This is a genomic window from Amycolatopsis pigmentata, from assembly GCF_042684065.1.
Taxonomy (GTDB): domain Bacteria; phylum Actinomycetota; class Actinomycetes; order Mycobacteriales; family Pseudonocardiaceae; genus Amycolatopsis_E; species Amycolatopsis_E pigmentata.
This window is the reverse complement of sequence record NZ_JBHUKR010000011.1, coordinates 253,173-272,698: the sequence shown is the minus strand read 5'-3', so window position 1 is coordinate 272,698 and position 19,526 is coordinate 253,173. Positions and strand designations below refer to the sequence as shown.

Below are 19,526 nucleotides of genomic sequence, written 5' to 3'. Positions count from 1 at the left end.
CCGGCCACAGCCACGGCGGAAACGGGTGCCCAAAGGCAGATTGGCCGCGGAGGAGTCTCCGCCTACTTTTGGTCGGATCGGGAAATGAGGTCGGAAGTGCTTGAATTCCACGGGACCGTGGCCGGTCTGTACCGGTGGCCGGTCAAGTCCCTGGCCGGGGAACGAATCGAGGCGGCCCGGCTCGACGAGCGTGGCCTGGCGGGCGACCGGTCACACGTCCTGATCGACCGCAGGCCCAAGCACGACGGGCACGTGCTCACGGTCCGGCAGAACGCCGCCCTGCTCGGCTGGGGCAGCTTCTACGGCCCGGACGTAGCCGACCCCGACGGCCCGCCGGCCCTGCGCACACCGGACGGGGGTGAACGGTCGTGGAGCGACCCCACCACCGCCGGGGCACTGGCGTGTTCCCTCGGCTTTCCGCTGGAACTCCGCGACGCGGTCGGCAGTCAGGACCGTGGCCCGACCGTCCACGTGACCATGGAGGCCTCCCGCGCCGAGTTGGCGCAGGAGTTGTCCGCGCCGGTCGAACTCGAACGGTTCCGGCCCAACGTGCACCTGTCCCTCGACGCGCCGGCCTTCGCCGAAGAACAGTGGAGCGCGGGCACCACGATCACGATCGGCGAGGTGGCCCTCGAGGTCGTCGGGGACGATTCCGGCCCCTGCATCCGGTGCGCGGTGCCGAGCTGGGATCCCGCCGGGCGCGAGCGCTGGCCCGAGCTGCAACGCTGGCTGATCAACAAGCACGACAACAAGTTCGGCGTGATCATGCGGGTCACCCGCGCCGGCGCGGTGGGCATCGGAGACACCGCGACGGCACGGCCGATCGAGTGAAAACCCGGCTGTCGCGCGGGTGTTCCGGGCAGCATGTGGAAGGTGGACGAACAAACCGCCGACCAGGCCAGGAAGATTCTCCACCGCGTGGGGCAACCGTTTTCCTTCCGCCGCGGTGAGATTCTGATGTCCTTCGGCGCGCCCAGCGATGACGTCGTGCTCATAGCGTCGGGGTCGGTGAAGGTGGTGTTGTCCGAACAAACCGGGGCGCAACTGGTCGCGGGCCCCTACGGACCCGGTGAGCTGATCGGCGAACTCGGCGTGCTCGACCGGCGTCCGCGCACCGCCACCGTCGTCGCACTCCATGACGGCGCGGGGGTCCGTGTGGCGGCGCCGGTGTTCCGGCGGCTCTTCGAGCGCGACCGGGACGTGATGCTGCTGGTCAATGCCACCCTGCGAGCGCGGCTGCACAAGGCGGACAACAGGCAGCTCGCCATCGCCTCGCAACACGTCGCCACTCGCGTAGCCGCGCAGTTGCTGGAATGGGCGGAGAAGTTCGGCACCCCCGAAGGAAGAGGCATCGCGGTCCGCGGCAACACCCAGGAAGACCTCGCCGGCGCCGTGGTCGCGTCGGCGAAATCGGTCGACGCCGCGCTGAAATCATTGCGCGACGACGGTTTGATCCGGACCCGGCGGCTCTGCTATCTCCTCACCGATCCCGCGTTGCTGGCCAGTTTGCTGCAGCGGCCCGGATGGCGCCCGGGAAAACGACGTTATCCCTGATTTCAGGTTGAAACGCGCCGACCGCCACCCGAAACTGTTGGCCATGACGACAATACGGGACGAAATGCCGGAGACGCGGGCCCTGCTGGGCGTCGACGTTATTGACTCCGCGTCCAACGAGGGCTATCGCCTCAACGCGTTGTGGGTGGCGCTCGATCGCATGATGCACACGGCACTGACCGACAACGGGATTCCGCCGGGGGAAGTCCTGAACAGCGAACCAGGAGGCGACGGCGGTCTCTACACCCTGCCCGGCCACCGCCTCGGCGCGATGCTGGACCTCACCACCCGGCTCGACGAACTGGCCGCCACGCACAACCGGTTCCACAAACCCGAAATCAAGCTCCGGATCGCGATCGAACTGGGCGCGGTCGGCGACGAAACCGGCTACTACGCGCCGAAAATCCGGCTCAACCGGCTGCTCAACGCGGGCGCGTTCAAGGCGCTGATGGAACGCTGTCTGCGGGAGCGTCCGGACGGCTCGGTCAACAGCGGACTGATCATTTCCAGATCCGCCTTCCACGAAGCGTTCGGCGGTGCCTACACGGCGACCGTCCATCGTCACGAATTCGTCGAGATCGAGGCGGCGGAGAAGAAATTCAAGGAAATGGCGTGGGTTCGCGTTCCCGGCCTGGATTCCAGGACCCTGGCGGAATTCGCCTCCGCCAGGGCGGAGGCCACCCGCGCCCGTGCGGAAACGGGCAAGGTGGTCAACCAGGTCTTCGGCGCCATGAACGGCGTGCAGGCGGGTGACGTCCACGGCGACATCAACTTCGGAACGGGCCCGCGGTGACCACCACCAACCATGCCGAAGCCGAGATGGACGGCCTTCAGGCGAGGGAATTCCACGGCTCGGTCACCATCGATCAGGAGCCGCACGAGAACGGGGTCCGGCATTCGACGGCCGGCGAGACCGAACTCGCCGACGTTCGCGACCGGTTCATCGATCCCATCGGCATGGGCCACGCTCGCCGGGTGATCGGCAACCGCGCCGTCGTCGTGCTCCAGGGGGTCGGCAGCGGGCGGGGCACCGCCGCATTGCGCCTGCTGGTCGAGTCCGGTTACGAAAAGGTCGTTCGCCTCGATCCCGCGCGGCGCCTGTGCACGGTCAAGGCGGACGACCTGCGCGAGCGGGAAGGATATCTCTGGGAATCGACCGGTCCGGGCTCGACCGCCTTGACCGACTCCGACTTCGACCACATCTGCCGCCTGATCCAGGACAAGAAGGCGCGCCTCGTGATCGTCGTCGATCGTGTGGTCCGCCTGGCGGCGGTGAGCGGAGCGATCATCGAGTTGAGCCCGCCTCACCCGGGGACCGTGGCACAGGCCTTCATCGCGGCAAGCCGCCCTCACGACCAAGACGTCGCGGCAACGCTCGAATGCGGCATGGCGAAGTACCTGAACCCGGGTGACCCGCCGCGGAAGGCCATTCGTGCCGCCGAACTCGCCATCCTGGTGGCGGACGGCGAACTGGCCGAGGAAGAAGCGTCCCGCGAACTCACGACCGGTGAGTCCTGCCCGGGAGGTCGAGTGCATCGATAAACACGCTTGTCGTGCGGGAACCACCTGACGCGAACAGAATTGTCTGTTGAGAACGATGACAGCGCCGCCGGGCTGCCTCACCGTGGTGATCGTTACTCGCGAGCGCGAACAGGAGGAAACCGTGCGCATCGCCGTCCCCCGTGAGATCAAGAAGCACGAGTACCGGGTGGCGCTGACCCCCGCTGGCGTCCACGAACTGACCGGTCGTGGACATGAGGTGTTCATCGAGACGGGTGCCGGGGTCGGCTCCGCGATCTCCGACGACGAGTACGCCGGTGCCGGCGCGAAGATCCTCGCGACGGCGGAGGACACCTGGGCCGAGGGCGAACTGTTGCTCAAGGTCAAGGAGCCGATCGCGGACGAGTACCGCTACCTGCGCTCGGACCAGGTCCTGTTCACCTACCTGCATCTGGCCGCCGACCGCCCGCTGACGCAGGCGCTCCTGGACGCCGGTACCACCGCCATCGCCTATGAGACGGTGCGGAAGCCGGACGGCTCGCTGCCGCTGCTCGCGCCGATGTCGGAGGTGGCGGGCAGGCTCGCGCCGCAGGTCGGCGCGTACGCGCTGATGAAGCCGAGCGGCGGCCGCGGGGTGTTGCCGGGAGGTATCCCGGGGGTGCACGCCGCACGTGTGGTGGTGATCGGCGGCGGCGTGGCCGGGCTGAACGCGGCGCGGGTCGCGCTGGGTCTCGGGGCCGACGTCGAGGTGCTGGACACCAACGTCGACCGGCTCCGCCGGATCGACCAGGACTTCGACGGCCGCATCCGGACGGTCACCTCGAACGCGCTGGCCGTGGAGGAGGCGGTCGTGCGCGCGGACATGGTCGTGGGCGCGGTGCTGGTCCCGGGCGCGCGGGCGCCGAGGCTGGTGTCCACGGCGCTGGTTTCACGGATGAAGCCGGGCAGTGTCCTGGTGGACATCGCGATCGACCAGGGCGGTTGTTTCGCCGATTCGCGCCCCACCACCCATGACGACCCGACCTACCAGGTGCACGACTCGATCTTCTACTGCGTGGCGAACATGCCCGGCGCCGTTCCCAGGACGTCCACCTACGGCCTCACCAACGTGACCCTCCCCTACGCGATCAACCTGGCGGAAAAGGGCTGGCACCAAGCCCTCCACGACGACCCTTCCTTCGCCGAAGGCCTCAACACCCACTCCCACACCGTCACCAACCCGGCCGTCGCCACCGCCCACTCCCTCCCCCACACCCCCCTCACCTAACCCCCACACCCCCAAGAAGGCGCGTTACCACGGACCCCCGCGGTAACGCGCCTTCTTCCACATAGGGGCACCCACAACCCACCGCAACTCGCGGCACTCCAACATCCCCCACTCACCTCGCGGGGGGTCCAGGGGGCTCGCCCCCTGGCGGGGGTTTGGGGGTTCGACCCCCAAAAAACGCGGTGGTTGCGCGCCCAAGGGAAGGTGGCAGCAGGCCACCGAACAGGGGCGGCCCGCTCAACCAGCCTGGGGGTCACTGGGAGCGGGCCGCCACTGACAAGTCTAGGCGGTCGTCGGCGACTTCGCTGCATCGGGGTGGCAAGTCGGCGGAAAATATTTGTTAACAGATCGTGCACGCGGCTCCGCCTTCTTCTCACGGTGCGTGATTTTTCCCCCTTGCACCCGAAAGGGTGACCGGTGAGGCAGGATGGCGGCCATGCAACACGACGGCAGCGGACGCATCTGGGTGGAGGGCCTGTCGAAGCAGTTCGGACCGGTCGCCGCCGTGCAGAATCTGAGTTTTGTGGTGGAGCCCGGTTCGGTGACGGGGTTCCTTGGCCCGAACGGCGCGGGGAAGACGACGACCCTGCGCATGTTGCTCGGCCTGGTCACGCCGACCGCGGGCCGGGCGTTGATCAACGGGCGCCCCTATCACCAGCTGGGCAACCCGGCGCAGGTGGTGGGCGCGGTGCTGGAGAACGAAGGCTTCCACCCGAAGAGGACGGCGCGTAATCACCTGATGGTGTACGCGGCGGCGATCGGCGTGCCGGACCAGCGGGTGGACCAGGTGCTCGGCCTGGTGGGACTGTCGCCCGCGGCGGGCCGCAAGGTGGGCGGGTTCTCGCTGGGCATGCGGCAGCGCCTGGCCCTCGCCACCGCTCTGCTGGGGAATCCGCAGGTGCTGGTGCTGGACGAGCCCGCGAACGGACTGGACCCCGAGGGCATCGTCTGGCTGAGGACCTTCCTGCGTTCCCTGGCCAGGGAGGGCCGGACCGTCCTGGTGTCGAGTCACCTGCTTTCGGAGGTCGAGCAGACCATCGACCAGGTGGTCATCATCAGCCATGGCATGACGCGGTACTACGGGTCCCTCGATCAGTTGCGCAGCAGTCAGACCTCGCGCGTGCTGGTGCAGGCCGCTGACGCGAACGCGCTGGTCAAGGCGCTCAGCGAGGCCGGGTACACGCAGGTGGAGGCGCTGCCGGACGGGCGGATCGCGGTGGCGGGCGCGACCCGGCAGCAGGTCGGTGACGTAGCGGCGAAGGCGAGCATCGCCCTCTACGGTATGGACGAGGACCGCGCGGATCTGGAACGTCTCTTCTTCCAGCTCACCACGCCGCAGTACGCGGCTCCTCCGCCCGGGTACGGCCAGCCGCCCACGGGTGGCTGGGCCTACGCGCCGCCGCCCGGCCAGCCACCCCAATCGCCCTATCAGCAATCGCCCTATCAGCAACAGGGACCGCACGACGGCTGGGGAGGACAACGCTGATGGGCCGCTTGATCAAGGCGGAGTTCCGCAAGACGCTCACGCTGAACGCCTGGTGGGTCCTGATCATCCCGCTGGTGCTCGTCTCCTTCTGGCTGTCCTTCATCTGGGGCCGCCTGACCAACGACTTCGTGGAGTACATCGGGAGCGGACCGGCGGCGATGATCGCCGCGCAGGCCGGGCTCGCCCCGGACCGGCTGCCGGTCGGGCTGATGGCGATCGCGCACGGGGTGAACATCGCCCAGCTCGTTCCGGCGATCTTCGGGGTGTTCGCGCTGGCGGGCGAGTACACCAGCAAGACGATCACCACCACGTTCCTGACCGCGCCGAACCGGGTGTCCGCGCTCAGCGCGAAGATGATCACCTATGTGCTCTGGGGCGCGCTGTACGGCGTGCTGAGCTTCGGGGTGGCGGCGCTGGCGACGGTGATCACCGTCGACTCGACCCGGTTGCCGAGCGCCGGGCAGTGGCTGGGCGCGCTCGGCGCCACGGTGCTGGCCTACGTGCTGGTGACCTTGTTCGGGGTCGGCTTCGGCGCGGTGCTGAACAAGATCGTGCTCGCGGTGCTCCTGCTCGTCGCGTACTTCCTGGTGGTGGAGAACGTGCTGGTCGTGGTGTTCTGGGGCAAGACGGACGTGCTCGGCGCGATCCTGCCCAACGGCACCGCGAACGGGATCGTCGGTGGGGTCGCGGCGGACGGGATGGGGATCAACTCGCTGAACATCCCCGGCGCGGTCGAGAACTTCGACAAGCTCGGCCTGCAACTCGCCGCCGGAGCTCCCGGCGTGATCTCCTGGTGGGCCTCCGCGCTGGTCTTCCTGGCGTGGACGCTGGTGTTCTTCGTGGGCGGCTGGGCGGGCAACCAGCGGCGCGATATCACCTGACCGGAGCAGCGGACCATCCGGCACGAGGCGGCATTTTGTCCCTGGGGGCACATAACCTGGCTTGGTGACCTCTCCTCCCACCGGCTGGCTCTCCCGGCTGGCCCGCGCCTGCTGGGCCCACCCGAAGATCGTCGTGCTGTCCCTGAGCGCGGCCGTGTTGAGCGTGGGCCTGCAAGCGGTGAGCCCGCTGCTGGTCCGCGCCGCGGTCGACGGCGCGGTCGCCGGGCGGACGGCGAACCTGGGCTGGCTGGCCGGCGGTCTCGTCGGAGCCCAGGTGCTGATGTTCGGCACCGCGTTCCTGCGCCGCTATTTCGGCGGCCGCGTCGCCCTGGACGTCCAGCACGACCTGCGGCAGGCGGTGTTCGGCTCGGTGGCGCGGCTGGACGGCGGCAAACAGGACTCGCTGCGCACCGGCCAGGTCGTCTCCCGCGCGATCACCGACCTGCAACTGGTCGTGTCGCTGCTGATGATGGTGCCCGTCTCGGCGGGCATGGTGGTGTTCGCGCTGTTCTCGGTCGCCGCGATGCTGTGGATGTCACCGCTGCTCACGGTGATCGCGTTGATCGTCGTCCCCGCGGTCGGGATCGTCGCGGGGCTGTCCCGTAAGCGCCTGTTCCCGGCCACCTGGTCGGCCCAGCAGTCCGCCGCCGACGTGGCGCAGCACGTGGAAGAGACGGTGACCGGGGTCCGCGTGGTGAAGGGCTTCGGGCAGGAGGCGCGCGAGGTGGCGCGCCTGGAGAAGACGGCGCGCAGGCTGTTCGCCGAACGCCTGCGTGCCGCGCGCCTGGCCGCGGTGCCGACCGCGACCACCTCCGCGCTCCCGGCCTTCGGTCAGGTGGCGGTGCTCGCGCTGGGTGGCTTTCTCGCGCTGCGCGGCCAGGTCAGCATCGGTACCTTCCTCGCCTTCGCCAGCTATGTGTCCGGTCTCACCGGCCCCGCGCGCATGCTGTCGTCGATGGTGGTTCAGGCCCAGCTCACCCGGGCCGGCGCCGACCGCGTGTACGAACTGATCGACGCCCAGCCGGAGGTCACCGACCCACCGGACCCACGCCCCCTGCCCTCGGGCCCGCTGGGCATCCGGCTCGACGAGGTGAAATTCGGCTACACACGGTCCGAGCCGGTCCTCGACGGCCTGTCCCTGGAGGCCAGACCGGGCGAGACGCTCGCCCTCGTCGGCACGGCGGGCTCCGGCAAGTCCACGATTTCCTTGCTGCTGCCCCGGTTCTACGACGTGCACGCCGGCTCTGTCCACTTAGGAGGGTGTGACGTCCGCGAGGTCCGGCTCGCGGATCTGCGCCGCGCGATCGGGGTCGTCTTCGAAGAGGCCTTCCTGTTCTCCTCCTCGATCCGGGACAACATCGCCTACGGCAGACCGGACGCGAGCGACGAGGAGGTCATCGCCGCGGCCAAGATCGCCGAGGCGCACGACTTCATCACCCGGCTGCCCAACGGTTACGCCACCGAGGTGGGCGAACGCGGACTCACCCTGTCCGGCGGCCAGAGACAGCGGCTCGGGCTGGCCCGCGCGCTCATCACCGACCCGCGGGTGCTGATCCTCGACGACGCCACCTCGGCGGTCGACACCGTCACCGAGGCCGCGATCCACGAGACCATGCGGTCGGTCATGGCGGGCCGGACCACCCTGCTCATCGCGCACCGCAGGTCGAGCCTGTCGCTGGCCGACCGGATCGCGGTCCTCGACGCCGGGAAGGTGGTGGACGTGGGCACCGCGGCCGAGTTGGAAGAGCGCTGCGAGTTGTTCCGCGAACTCGTGTCCGGGCCCGGTGAAGGCGTCGAGGAGGTACACCCCCACCCCGACTGCGCGGCCGAGCCGGAGGGCGGCATCACCCCCGAACTGTGGCGGGAGCCGCCGGAGGACGCCACGGCCGTGGCGGGAAGCGGAGTGGCCGCCCAGGGCGGGGCAGTGGCGGGGCCCGGCGTCGCGCTCAATCTCCCGCCCACCGAAGAACTCCTCGAAGGCGTGCGGAAACTACCCCCCGCGACCGACACGCCCGCGCTGGCCTCCGCCGACGTGACCACCCCCGATCCGCACTTCCGCTTGGCGAACATCCTGCGCCCGGTCCGCGCCCTGCTCACCGCCGTGATCGTCCTGGTCGGGCTGGACGCGGCGGCCTCGATCGCGGTGCCCGCGCTGTACCAGCAGGGCGTCGACCACGGCGTGCGTCCCGGCGTGCTCTCGGCGATCTGGATCACCGCCGGGATCGGCGCCGTGGTGATCGCGATCGACTGGCTGGTGATCGCCGCGCAGACCCGGATCACCGCGCGTGCCGGGGAAACCGTGCTGTACTCGCTGCGCGTGCGCAGCTACGCCCACCTTCAGCGGCTCGGCCTCGACTACTACGAGCGCGAACTGTCCGGCCGCATCATGACGCGGATGACCACGGATGTCGACGCGCTGTCCACGTTCCTGCAGACCGGTCTGGCCCAGGCGGTGATCAGCGCCCTCACCCTGCTCGGCATCTCCGCGGCGCTGCTGTTCACGGACCTTTCCCTGGCGCTGTACGCGCTGTCGGTGCTGCCCGTGCTCATCGGAGCCACGGTGATCTTCCGCCGTCTCTCGAGCGCGGCCTACACCGAAGCCCGGGAGAAGGTGAGCGTGGTCAACGCCGACATGCAGGAGAACGTCTCGGGCCTGCGGGTCGCCCAGGCCTACAGCCGGGAGCAGCGCTCGGCCGAGGTGTTCGCCTCCCGCAGCGACGACTACCGTCGTTCGCGCCTGCGGGCCCAGCGCTACGTCGCGACCTACTTTCCCTTCGTCACCCTGCTTTCCGGCGTCTCCGAGGCGATCGTGCTGCTGGCGGGTGCGAACCGCGTGGCAGGCGGCACGTTGCAGGTCGGTGTCCTGCTGGCGTTCCTGCTGTACCTCAACCTGTTCTTCACGCCGATCCAGCAGTTGTCCAACGTGTTCGACGGCTACCAGCAGGCGAAGGTCGGGCTGCGCCGGATCGCCGAACTGCTCCGCACCCCCACCTCGGTGCCACCGGCCGCGAAGCCGGTTCCCGTACCGGGCCGCCTCCTCGGCGAGGTGACCTTCGACGCGGTCGACTTCTCCTATCCGGAAACGCGTTCGCTCGCTCTCGCCGGCGTCTCGTTGAAAGTTTCCCGGGGCGAGACCATCGCTCTCGTCGGTGCGACCGGTGCCGGCAAGTCCACGTTGGTGAAGCTGGCCGCCCGCTTCTACGACGCGACCGGCGGGAAGGTCGGCATCGACGGAGTCGACGTGCGCAACTACGACCTCCCGGAGCTGCGCCACAGGATGGGTGTGGTGCCCCAGGAAGCGCACCTGTTCACCGGCACCGTGGCCGACAACGTCCGGTATGGGCGCCCGTCCGCGGCGGACGCCGAGGTCGAGGCGGCGGTGCGCTCGGTGGGTGCGCTGGACGCGGTGGCCGCGCTGCCTTGGGGTTTCCGGCAACCGGTGGGCGAACGGGGCCGGTCGTTGTCGGCAGGGCAGCGCCAGTTGGTGGCGCTCGCGCGGGCCCAGTTGGTCGATCCGGACGTGTTGCTCCTGGACGAGGCGACCGCCGCGCTCGACCCCGCGACCGAGTCGGCGGTGTTGCGCGCCACCGAAAACCTCACCCGCAAACGCACCACCTTCGTGGTCGCGCATCGGCTGGCGACGGCCGCCCGCGCCGACCGCATCGTGGTGCTCGACCACGGCAGCATCATCGAGCAGGGCACCCACGACGAACTTCTCGCCGCGAACGGCCACTACGCCCGCCTTTGGCGCACCGGAACCCCGGCTTGAGACCCGACCACGGACCGCGCCCATTTCTTTCCGCCAGCGAGGCGGCAGGGCGCCCCACTGCCCAGTGGGACGCGCAGTAGCAAGGAGCGCCCTGTCGACACGCTCGCGGGGGCGCGGAAAGTCACGGAACACTCTGTATCGACACACGCTGTCGGCCACGCTGCGAGGCCTGGAGGAAACTGCCTGATCACAGCGCCGCGGTCCGCGGCAGGACGAAGGAGATCTTCGCCACTCGGGCCCCGTAGTGACGGTCGGAGCCTGGACCGATCAAGTGAAAAAACCGCAGACCCCCGTACTGGAGATCGACCACTTCGATAACACCCCGAATCGGCGGAGGGTTAGCCTGGGAGGCGCATAGAGGACAAGTAAGATCGAGATGGATAGAGGCGAGTCCCTGCCGTGTCCAGCAGTAGCCCTGCGTCACAGTTCGGCCCCAACGAGTGGCTCGTCGAGGAGATGTACGACCAGTTCCTCGCCGACCCTTCTTCCGTAGACGCCGCCTGGCATGACTTCTTCTCAGACTTCAAGCCGACGCAGACTTCCCAGCGCAAGCCGGACACCGCCCCCGCCAAGCTTCAGCCGGACAAGCCCGCCCGGTCGAACGGCCAGGTGAAGACCGCGGCCGAAAAGCCGGCCACCGCCGCGCCCAAGCGCGCCCCGCAGGCGCCTGCCAAGGCCGCCGCTCCCGCCAAGGCCGCTCCGGCCAAGCAGCAGGCCGCCCCGGCGCGCCCCGCGGCCGCCCGGGAGGCCAAGTCCGAAGGCGAAAGCAAGCCGCTGCGCGGAGCCGCCGCCGCGATCGCGAAGAACATGGACGCCTCGCTCGCGGTGCCGACCGCGACCAGCGTGCGCGCGGTGCCGGCCAAGCTGATGGCCGACAACCGGATCGTCATCAACAACCACCTCAAGCGCACCCGGGGCGGGAAGATCTCCTTCACCCACCTCATCGGGTACGCGATGATCCGTGCGCTGCAGGACTTCCCGAACATGAACCGGCACTACGCCATCGTCGACGGCAAGCCGTCGGCGATCACGCCGGAGCACGTCAACCTCGGCCTCGCCATCGACATGAAGGGCAAGGACGGCAGCCGCACGCTGGTCGTCGCCTCCATCAAGAACACGGAGAACATGACGTTCCTCCAGTTCTGGCAGGCGTACGAGGAGATCGTCAAGAAGGCCCGCACCAACAAGCTGACCGCCGACGACTTCGCCGGCACGACCATCTCGCTGACCAACCCGGGCGGTATCGGCACCAACCACTCGGTGCCCCGTCTGCAGGCCGGCCAGGGCGCGATCATCGGCGTGGGCGCGATGGAGTACCCCGCCTCGTTCCAGGGCAGCAGCGAGAAGACCCTCACCGCCCTGGGCATCAGCAAGATCATGACGCTGACGTCCACCTACGACCACCGGATCATCCAGGGCGCCGAGTCCGGCGAGTTCCTCAAGCGGGTCCATGGGCTGCTGCTCGGTGGTGACGGTTTCTACGACGACATCTTCACGTCGCTGCGCCTGCCCTACGAGCCGGTGCGCTGGGTCGAGGACATCCCGGAAGGCGCGGTGGACAAGACCGCGCGGGTGATCGAACTGGTCGACGCCTACCGGATGCGCGGTCACCTGATGGCCGACACCGACCCGCTGAACTACCGGCAGCGCCGCCACGACGACCTGGACATCCTTTCCCACGGCCTGACCCTGTGGGACCTCGACCGCGAGTTCGCGGTCGGCGGGTTCGCCGGCCAGGAGCAGATGAAGCTGCGGGACGTGCTCGGCGTGCTGCGCGACTCCTACTGCCGGACCGTGGGCGTGGAGTACACGCACATCCTGGACCCGGACGAGCGCCGCTGGATCCAGGAACGCGTCGAGGTGCCGCACGCCAAGCCCGACCAGGCCGTGCAGAAGTACGTGCTGTCCAAGCTCAACGCCGCCGAGGCGTTCGAGACCTTCCTGCAGACCAAGTACGTGGGCCAGAAGCGGTTCTCGCTGGAAGGCGGCGAGACGGTGATCCCGCTGCTGGACACCGTGCTGGACAAGGCCGCCGAGCACGAACTCGACGAGGTCGTCATCGGCATGCCGCACCGCGGCCGCCTCAACGTGCTGGCCAACATCGTCGGCAAGCCGATTTCGCAGATCTTCCAGGAGTTCGAGGGCAACCTCGACCCGGGCCAGGCACACGGCTCCGGTGACGTGAAGTACCACCTGGGCGCGGAAGGCAAGTACTTCCGCATGTTCGGTGACGGCGAGACCAAGGTGTCGCTCACCGCGAACCCGTCCCACCTGGAGACGGTGGACCCGGTGCTGGAAGGCATCGTCCGGGCCAAGCAGGACCTCCTCGACAAGGGCGACCAGCACGGTGAAGGCTTCACGGTGCTGCCGGTGCTGCTGCACGGCGACGCCGCGTTCGCCGGCCAGGGCGTGGTCGCCGAGACGCTGAACCTGGCGCTGCTGCGTGGTTACCGCACCGGTGGCACGGTGCACATCATCATCAACAACCAGGTGGGCTTCACCACGGCGCCGGAGCACGCGCGGTCGTCGCAGTACGCCACCGACGTGGCGAAGATGATCGGTGCGCCGATCTTCCACGTCAACGGGGACGACCCGGAGGCCGCGCACTGGGTGGCCAAGCTGGCGGTGGATTACCGGCAGGCGTTCAACAAGGACGTCGTGATCGACATGATCTGCTACCGCCGCCGCGGCCACAACGAGGGCGACGATCCGTCGATGACCCAGCCGGCGATGTACGACATCATCGACACCAAGCGGTCCGTGCGGAAGACCTACACCGAAGCGCTGATCGGCCGGGGCGACATCTCCGTCGACGAAGCCGAAGCCGCGCTGCGCGACTTCTCCAGCCAGCTGGAGCACGTGTTCAACGAGGTCCGCGAGCTGGAAAAGCACCCGATCGCGCCGAGTCCGTCGGTCGAAGGGGAACAGCAGGTCCCGGCGAAGGTCTCGACCGCGGTGCCCCGCGAGGTCATCGAGCGCATCGGCGAGGCGTTCGGCACCGCGCCCGAGGGCTTCACCCCGCACCCGCGCGTCAAGCCGGTCATGGAGCGCCGGGCCAAGATGTCCCGCGAAGGCGGCATCGACTGGGCCTACGGTGAACTGCTCGCGTTCGGGTCGCTGGCGATGGAAGGCCGCCTGGTGCGGTTGTCCGGCCAGGACTCCCGGCGGGGCACCTTCACCCAGCGGCATTCGGTGCTCATCGACCGCAAGACCGGCCGTGAGTACGCGCCGCTGCAGAACCTGGCGGAGAACCAGGGCCGGGTGATGATCTACGACTCGGCGCTGTCGGAGTACGCGGCCGTCGGCTTCGAATACGGCTACTCGGTGGCGAACCCGGACGCGCTGGTGGCGTGGGAAGCCCAGTTCGGTGACTTCGTCAACGGCGCGCAGACCGTGATCGACGAGTACATCTCCTCGGGCGAGGCCAAGTGGGGCCAGCTCACCGACGTGGTGCTGCTGCTTCCGCACGGCCACGAGGGCCAGGGTCCGGACCACACCTCCGGACGCATCGAGCGCTTCCTGCAGCTGTGCGCGGAGGGCTCGATGACCGTCGCCGTGCCCTCCACCCCGGCGAACCACTTCCACCTGCTGCGCCGGCACGCGCTGGACGGGATCCGGCGCCCGCTGATCGTGTTCACGCCGAAGTCGATGCTGCGGAACAAGGCGGCGACCTCGGCGGTGGAGGACTTCATCGGGCAGTCGAAGTTCATGTCGGTGATCGACGACGTCGAGACCGAACCGGCGAAGGCCCGCAAGGTGCTGCTGACCTCCGGGAAGCTGTACTGGGAGTTGGTGGCCGAGCGCGCCAAGCAGGAGGCTTCGGACATCGCGATCGTGCGGATCGAGCAGTACTACCCGCTGCCGCTGAAGAAGCTGAAGGCCGCGCTGGAGCGCTACACGGGCTCGCCGGAGGTCGTCTGGGTGCAGGAGGAGCCGGAGAACCAGGGCGCCTGGCCGTTCTTCGGTCTGCACCTGCCGCGCCAGCTGCCGGACCTGCTTTCCGGCCTGCAGGTCGTGGCGCGCCGTCCGATGGCGGCGCCGTCTGCGGGCTCCTCGAAGGTCCACGACGTCGAGCAGAAGGCGCTCATCGCCAAGGCCTTCGCCTGAGGGAAGGACACCGGCAAAGGCCGCCTCGCGTACGCGAGGCGGCCTTTGTTCACCGCGGGAGCGGAGTCACAGTCACGCGCAGCGTGTCCGTTGAGGGTGGTGGTGGGTGACGGTGCGGGCCACAGTCACCCGCGAGTGGCTAGTTTCCGGTGTAGAGCAGGACGTTCGGCGAACCCGAGCCCGCGCTCGTGACCTTGCCCGTGGTGCCGTTCGACACCAGCGCGTTCCGCACCTGGTCCGGGCTGGCCGACGGATGGGTCGCCAGGTAGAGCGCGGCGGCCCCGGCCACGTGCGGTGTGGCCATCGACGTGCCGCTGATCGTGTTGGTCGCGGAGTTTCCGCCGATCCAGTCCGAGGTGATGTTGCTGCCGGGCGCGAAGATGTCCAGGCAGGTGCCGTAGTTGGAGTAGCTCGCCCTGGCATCGGTGTTCGTCGTCGCGCCGACGGTGATCGCCGACGGTGTCCGCGCGGGTGACGTGCTACAGGCGTCGGCGTTGCTGTTCCCGGCCGCGATCGCGTAAGTCACGCCCGAGGCGACCGAATTCGCCACCGCGTTGTCGACCGAGCTGTTCGCGCCGCCACCGAGGCTCATGTTCGCCACCGCGGGCTTCACGGCGTTGGCGGTGACCCAGTCGATCCCCGCGATCACCCCGTCATAGGTGCCCGAACCACTGCAGTCGAGCACCCGCACGGCCACGATCTGCACCTGCTTGGCGAGACCGTACTTCGCGCCGCCGATCGTCCCGGAGACGTGCGTCCCGTGGCCGGCGCAGTCCGTGGCGTCGCTGTCGTTGTCCACGAAGTCGTAACCGGAGGTGGCCCGGCCACCGAAGTCGCTGTGCGTCAGATTGACACCGGTGTCGATGATGTAAGCGTGCACGTTCGACGCCGTCGTCGAGTAGTTGTAGGCCGAGTCGAGCGGCAGTGAGCGCTGGTCGACCCGGTCCATCCCCCACGACGGCGGGTTCTGCTGGGTGTCGGTGACGTGCATGGTCCGGTTCTGCTCGACGTAGTCGACGCTGGGATCGGCCGCCAGCCGCTTGGCCTGCGCCTCACTCATCCTGACCGAGAAGCCGTGCAGCGCCGCCGAATACGTGTGGTGCACCGCGCCACCGAAGTGCGCGGCCAGTTGCCCCGCCATCGCGGAGACCGGCCCCGAATCCTTCTTCAGCACAACGATGTAGCTGTCCGGGATCGCGCCTTCGACACCGGCGCCCCGCACGGCGCCCTCCTGAGCGGCGGCGGCGCCGCCCGTGCCGAACACGGTGATCGCCGCCACGGCCGCGGCCACGCCGAGAACGGTGAGTGCTTTGCGCTTACTCACGGTGGATCTGCGCACGGTGCATTCCTCCTTGACAGGGCCGGCCAGGCGTGAAGCAACCCACCTGGCCACAAGGGCGAAAGATATTCACATGCGCGCGCACCACTGAGAGTAGAAGTGGGCGCTAAGGGGACAAAAGAGCCGAAAGTAGGGGTGAGTTCACGGAGCGCCGAACACGGTGCCCGTGCCCGCGAAGAGCCGGGCCGCGCTCAGCCCTGGTTTTCGAGGACGTCGAGGATCTGGCGCGCGGTGACCACACCGACGACCCGGCCCTCGCCGTCCACCACGACCCCAAGCCCGGCGGGCGATGACAGCGCCGCGTCCAGCGCGCCCCGGATGGGCGCTCCTTGCTGGTAGAGCGAACCGCCCGCGACCAGATCGCTTTCCGTCAGCTCATGGTCCACAGTGGACTTCGGTGGCAACCAGCCCCGGGGCTGATCGCCCGCATTGACCGCCAGCAACCAGTCCGACGTCGTCCCGGCGACCCGTTCGCCCAGCGCGATCGTGGTGACCGGCCTGGTCTCGACCCCATCGGAGTCCACAAAGGACAAACCGCGGTAGCCGCGGTCCCTGCCGACGAACGAGGCGACGAAGTCGTCGACCGGATGCCGGAGCACGTCCGCCGGCGTGCCGTACTGTGCGAGCCGTCCGCCCACGCGGAGCACGGCCACCTTGTCGCCCAGCCGGACCGCCTCGTCGATGTCATGGGTGACGAACACGATCGTCTTGCCCAGCTGCGACTGCAGGCGCAGCAACTCGTCCTGCAGCCCCTCGCGCACGATCGGGTCGACCGCGGAGAACGGCTCGTCCATCAGCAGCACCGGCGAGTCGGCGGCGAGCGCGCGGGCCACCCCGACGCGCTGCTGCTGCCCGCCGGACAGCTGCGCCGGATACCGGTCGCCCAGCTCGGCGGGCAGGCCCACGGTGGCCAGCATCTCGGCCGCCCGCTCCCGCGCCTTGCGCTTTCCCCATCCGGACAGCAGAGGCACGGTGGCCACGTTGTCGAGCACCGTGCGGTGCGGAAACAGGCCCGCGCTCTGGATCACGTACCCGATGCCGCGGCGCAGCACCGAAGGCTCGGATTCACGGACGTCCTTGCCGTCGAGCAGGACGGTGCCCGCACTGGGCTCGACCATGCGGTTGATCATCCGCAGCGAAGTGGTCTTCCCGCAGCCCGACGGCCCGACGAACACCGTGATGGTGCCGTCCTCGACCGTCAGGCTGAGGCCGTCGACCGCGACCGTGCCGCCCGGATACCGTTTCGTCACGCCCACGAACTCGATGGTCACGGCAGCGACCCTAGCGCTGTTCGTGCCGATGTGCCCGGAAACCGGGGCACATCGGCACCGGACCGCGCCCCGGGGAGGAGCGCTCCCAGAGGCGCGACCGGATTCGCTCGCACGGCTTAGTTCGTCACCCCGTCCTCCACCGCCGCTTTGGCCACGGCGGCGGCCACCTCGGGCGCCACACGCGGGTCGAGCGGGCTGGGCACGATGCGGTCCGCGGCGAGATCGTCCTGCGCCACCGCGAAGATCGCATCGGCCGCGGCGAGCTTCATCCCCTCGGTGATCGCCCGCGCGCCCGCGTCCAGTGCGCCACGGAACACGCCGGGGAAGGCGAGCACGTTGTTGATCTGGTTGGGGAAATCACTCCGGCCGGTCGCCACGATCGCCGCGTAGCGGGCGGCCACCTCGGGATGCACCTCGGGGTCGGGGTTCGACAGCGCGAACACGGTCGATTCGGGCGCCATCCCGGCCAGCGCCGATTCGTCGATCGTGGCACCGGAGAGCCCGAGGAACACGTCGGCGCCACGCAACGCCTCCACGAGGCCGCCGCGCAAGCCCGTGGTGTTGGTCGTCTCGGCGAGCCGCTCCTTGACCGGATTGAGTCCTTCACGGCCGGCGTGGATGATGCCCCGCGAGTCCAGCACGGTGACGTCACCGGCCCCGGCCTCACGAAGGATGTTCGCGCACGCCACCCCCGCCGCGCCCGCGCCGGAGACGACCACGCGCTGATCGGCGATGTCCCGGTCCAGTACCAGGTTCGCGCCGCGGAGCGCGGCCAGCGTCACGATCGCGGTGCCGTGCTGGTCGTCGTGCATGACCGGGCAGTCGAGGGCCTCCTTGAGCTTGTCCTCCAGCTCGAAGCACCTCGGCGCGGCGACGTCTTCGAGGTTGACCGCGCCGAACGACGGCCGGAGCCGCACGAGCGTCTCCACGATTTCGTCCACGTCCGTGGTGTTCAGGACCAGTGGGATCGAGTCCAGCCCGCCGAAGGTCTTGAACAGCACGGACTTGCCTTCCATCACCGGCAGCGAGGCGCTCGCGCCGATGTCCCCGAGGCCCAGCACGGCGGTGCCGTCGCTGACCACGGCGACGAGCCGGTCGGCCCAGGTGTATTCGCGAGCCAGCTCGCCGTTCTCGGCGATCGCCGTGCTCACCTTGGCCACCCCTGGCGTGTAGGCGATGGACAGATCGCGCGGCTCGGAGATCGGCCGGGTCGCCGTCACGGACAGCTTGCCGCCCTGATGTCCTGCGAAAATCTCCTCGTCGGTCACCGGCGAAGAACCGGTGGCCTGCACGTGAGTCATTTGGTGAATCCCTCCCGGGACAAGAAATTCCCCCAGTAACACTGTTCCCATGCGGCTCGATGCGGTGGCACCGGATCGCCGGCGAGACGTCCCGCGGTTCCACGACCGCGGACGAGGCGGTCCCCCCAGTGTTGCAGGCACGGTGTCGCCCCCGTCGCCGAGGTGCGGTTGAGATCACAAAAATCGCTGGTCAGACCCCTGATAGCAAGACGACCATCCGGCTTGGTTGCCTCGGCGGAGGCTCCGCCCACCCTCAACCGGCATGACTCACGCCACGGCCCCACCCCTCAACGGAGACGCTTCGCGCCACGGCCTAACGCCGGCCCCTCACCCACCACCACCCTCAACGGACGCGCTTCGCGCGACGGTCTTAAATTCAGGGCATGGAGGTTCGTGAGTTGGCGGTGCGTGACGCCTACGAGTTCGTGCCGAAGAAATTCCCCGACCGGCGCGGTCTGTTCGTCGCCCCGTTCCAGGAGGACGCGCTCGTCGACGTGCTCGGGCACCCGTTCCGGCTCGCGCAGACCAACCACAGCGTGTCGTGCCGGGGCACCATCCGCGGCGTGCACTACGCGGACACGCCGCCTGGCCAGGCCAAATACGTGTACTGCCCGAAAGGCGCGCTGCTCGATGTCGTGGTCGACCTGCGCACCGGCTCGCCCACGTTCGGCCGGTGGGATGCCGTCCGCCTCGACTCCACCGACTACCACGCCGTCTACGTCGCCGAAGGGCTCGGACACGCGTTCGTCGCGCTGGAAGACGACACGGTGATGGCATACCTGTGTTCCACCGCCTACAACCCGGTCGGCGAGCACGGCCTCACCCCGCTCGATCCCGCGCTCGACCTGCCCTGGCCGCACGATCTCACGCCGGTTCTGTCCGAAAAGGACACTTCCGCGCCCACTCTCGCGGAAGCGGCGGACGGCGGAATCCTCCCGCGCTATGACGATTGTGTGGCCTACTACGAAAAGCTCCGGGCCGGCCGACAGGACTCCTGAACCTGATCGGGCAAGCGCCGAGTAGCGCTTCGAGTGGGAAATTGGCCACTATC

Annotated in this window: 12 protein-coding genes and 1 pseudogene; 10 read left to right on the top strand and 3 right to left on the bottom strand. The window is 68.9% G+C overall.

The annotated features are described in order from the left end of the window. Window positions 1–84 precede the first annotated feature (84 nt). The 9 genes from ACFSXZ_RS23370 to ACFSXZ_RS23330 all read left to right on the top strand — a co-directional run bounded on the left by ACFSXZ_RS23370 (window position 85) and on the right by ACFSXZ_RS23330 (window position 14,564). Window positions 85–831 carry an MOSC domain-containing protein gene (locus ACFSXZ_RS23370; protein WP_378267279.1) on the top strand — a complete coding sequence of 249 codons (747 nt, stop codon included), beginning with the start codon at window positions 85–87 and terminating at the stop codon, window positions 829–831. 42 nt (window positions 832–873) lie between these two features. After that, window positions 874–1,554, top strand: a complete 681-nt coding sequence (locus ACFSXZ_RS23365; protein ID WP_378267278.1) for a Crp/Fnr family transcriptional regulator — start codon at window positions 874–876, stop codon at window positions 1,552–1,554. 43 nt (window positions 1,555–1,597) lie between these two features. Beyond that, window positions 1,598–2,347, top strand: coding sequence for a hypothetical protein (locus ACFSXZ_RS23360; RefSeq protein WP_378267277.1), 750 nt, complete (start codon window positions 1,598–1,600; stop codon window positions 2,345–2,347). Continuing rightward, window positions 2,344–3,096, top strand: coding sequence for a hypothetical protein (locus ACFSXZ_RS23355; RefSeq protein ID WP_378267276.1), 753 nt, complete (start codon window positions 2,344–2,346; stop codon window positions 3,094–3,096). Before ACFSXZ_RS23360 ends, ACFSXZ_RS23355 begins: the two co-directional genes overlap by 4 nt. Before the next feature lie 121 nt (window positions 3,097–3,217). After that, entirely contained in the window at window positions 3,218–4,321 is a 1,104-nt protein-coding gene (gene ald / locus ACFSXZ_RS23350; RefSeq protein ID WP_378267585.1) for an alanine dehydrogenase, read from the top strand. A 436-nt stretch (window positions 4,322–4,757) separates the two neighbouring features. Next, the gene (locus tag ACFSXZ_RS23345; RefSeq protein ID WP_378267275.1) at window positions 4,758–5,807 is read left to right on the top strand and encodes an ABC transporter ATP-binding protein; all 1,050 of its coding nucleotides are present in this window, start codon (window positions 4,758–4,760) and stop codon (window positions 5,805–5,807) included. After that, window positions 5,807–6,688: an ABC transporter permease gene (locus ACFSXZ_RS23340; RefSeq protein WP_378267274.1), complete on the top strand. Its 882-nt coding sequence runs from the start codon at window positions 5,807–5,809 to the stop codon at window positions 6,686–6,688. The genes ACFSXZ_RS23345 and ACFSXZ_RS23340 overlap by 1 nt, the downstream gene beginning before the upstream one ends. Window positions 6,689–6,752: 64 nt before the next feature. Next, window positions 6,753–10,457, top strand: a complete 3,705-nt coding sequence (locus ACFSXZ_RS23335; protein ID WP_378267273.1) for an ABC transporter ATP-binding protein — start codon at window positions 6,753–6,755, stop codon at window positions 10,455–10,457. Window positions 10,458–10,856: 399 nt separating this feature from the next. Then, on the top strand, window positions 10,857–14,564 hold the full coding sequence (locus tag ACFSXZ_RS23330; RefSeq protein ID WP_378267272.1) for a multifunctional oxoglutarate decarboxylase/oxoglutarate dehydrogenase thiamine pyrophosphate-binding subunit/dihydrolipoyllysine-residue succinyltransferase subunit: 3,708 nt from the start codon (window positions 10,857–10,859) through the stop codon (window positions 14,562–14,564). Between the two features lie 142 nt (window positions 14,565–14,706). Here ACFSXZ_RS23330 and ACFSXZ_RS23325 read toward each other — a convergent pair. The 3 genes and pseudogenes from ACFSXZ_RS23325 to ACFSXZ_RS23315 all read right to left on the bottom strand — a co-directional run. Beyond that, window positions 14,707–15,903, bottom strand: a pseudogene (locus ACFSXZ_RS23325) (S8 family peptidase); the annotation flags it as partial. A 191-nt stretch (window positions 15,904–16,094) separates the two neighbouring features. Continuing rightward, the gene (locus tag ACFSXZ_RS23320; RefSeq protein WP_378267271.1) at window positions 16,095–17,174 is read right to left on the bottom strand and encodes an ABC transporter ATP-binding protein; all 1,080 of its coding nucleotides are present in this window, start codon (window positions 17,172–17,174) and stop codon (window positions 16,095–16,097) included. A 116-nt stretch (window positions 17,175–17,290) separates the two neighbouring features. Further along, entirely contained in the window at window positions 17,291–18,475 is a 1,185-nt protein-coding gene (locus ACFSXZ_RS23315) for an NAD(P)-dependent malic enzyme (protein WP_378267270.1), read from the bottom strand. 383 nt (window positions 18,476–18,858) lie between these two features. On the opposite strand from ACFSXZ_RS23315, the gene ACFSXZ_RS23310 reads away from it, so the two are divergent. Beyond that, window positions 18,859–19,473, top strand: coding sequence for a dTDP-4-dehydrorhamnose 3,5-epimerase family protein (locus ACFSXZ_RS23310; protein WP_378267268.1), 615 nt, complete (start codon window positions 18,859–18,861; stop codon window positions 19,471–19,473). Window positions 19,474–19,526 lie beyond the last annotated feature (53 nt).

Excerpts from the sequence above, each read along its gene's own strand:
- ACFSXZ_RS23370 (WP_378267279.1), top strand. The coding sequence starts at position 85 with ATGAGGTCGGAAGTGCTTGAATTCCACGGGACCGTGGCCGGTCTGTAC.
- ACFSXZ_RS23360 (WP_378267277.1), top strand. The coding sequence starts at position 1,598 with ATGACGACAATACGGGACGAAATGCCGGAGACGCGGGCCCTGCTGGGC.
- ACFSXZ_RS23345 (WP_378267275.1), top strand. The coding sequence starts at position 4,758 with ATGCAACACGACGGCAGCGGACGCATCTGGGTGGAGGGCCTGTCGAAG.
- ACFSXZ_RS23340 (WP_378267274.1), top strand. The coding sequence starts at position 5,807 with ATGGGCCGCTTGATCAAGGCGGAGTTCCGCAAGACGCTCACGCTGAAC.
- ACFSXZ_RS23315 (WP_378267270.1), bottom strand. The coding sequence starts at position 18,475 with ATGACTCACGTGCAGGCCACCGGTTCTTCGCCGGTGACCGACGAGGAG.
- ACFSXZ_RS23310 (WP_378267268.1), top strand. The coding sequence starts at position 18,859 with ATGGAGGTTCGTGAGTTGGCGGTGCGTGACGCCTACGAGTTCGTGCCG.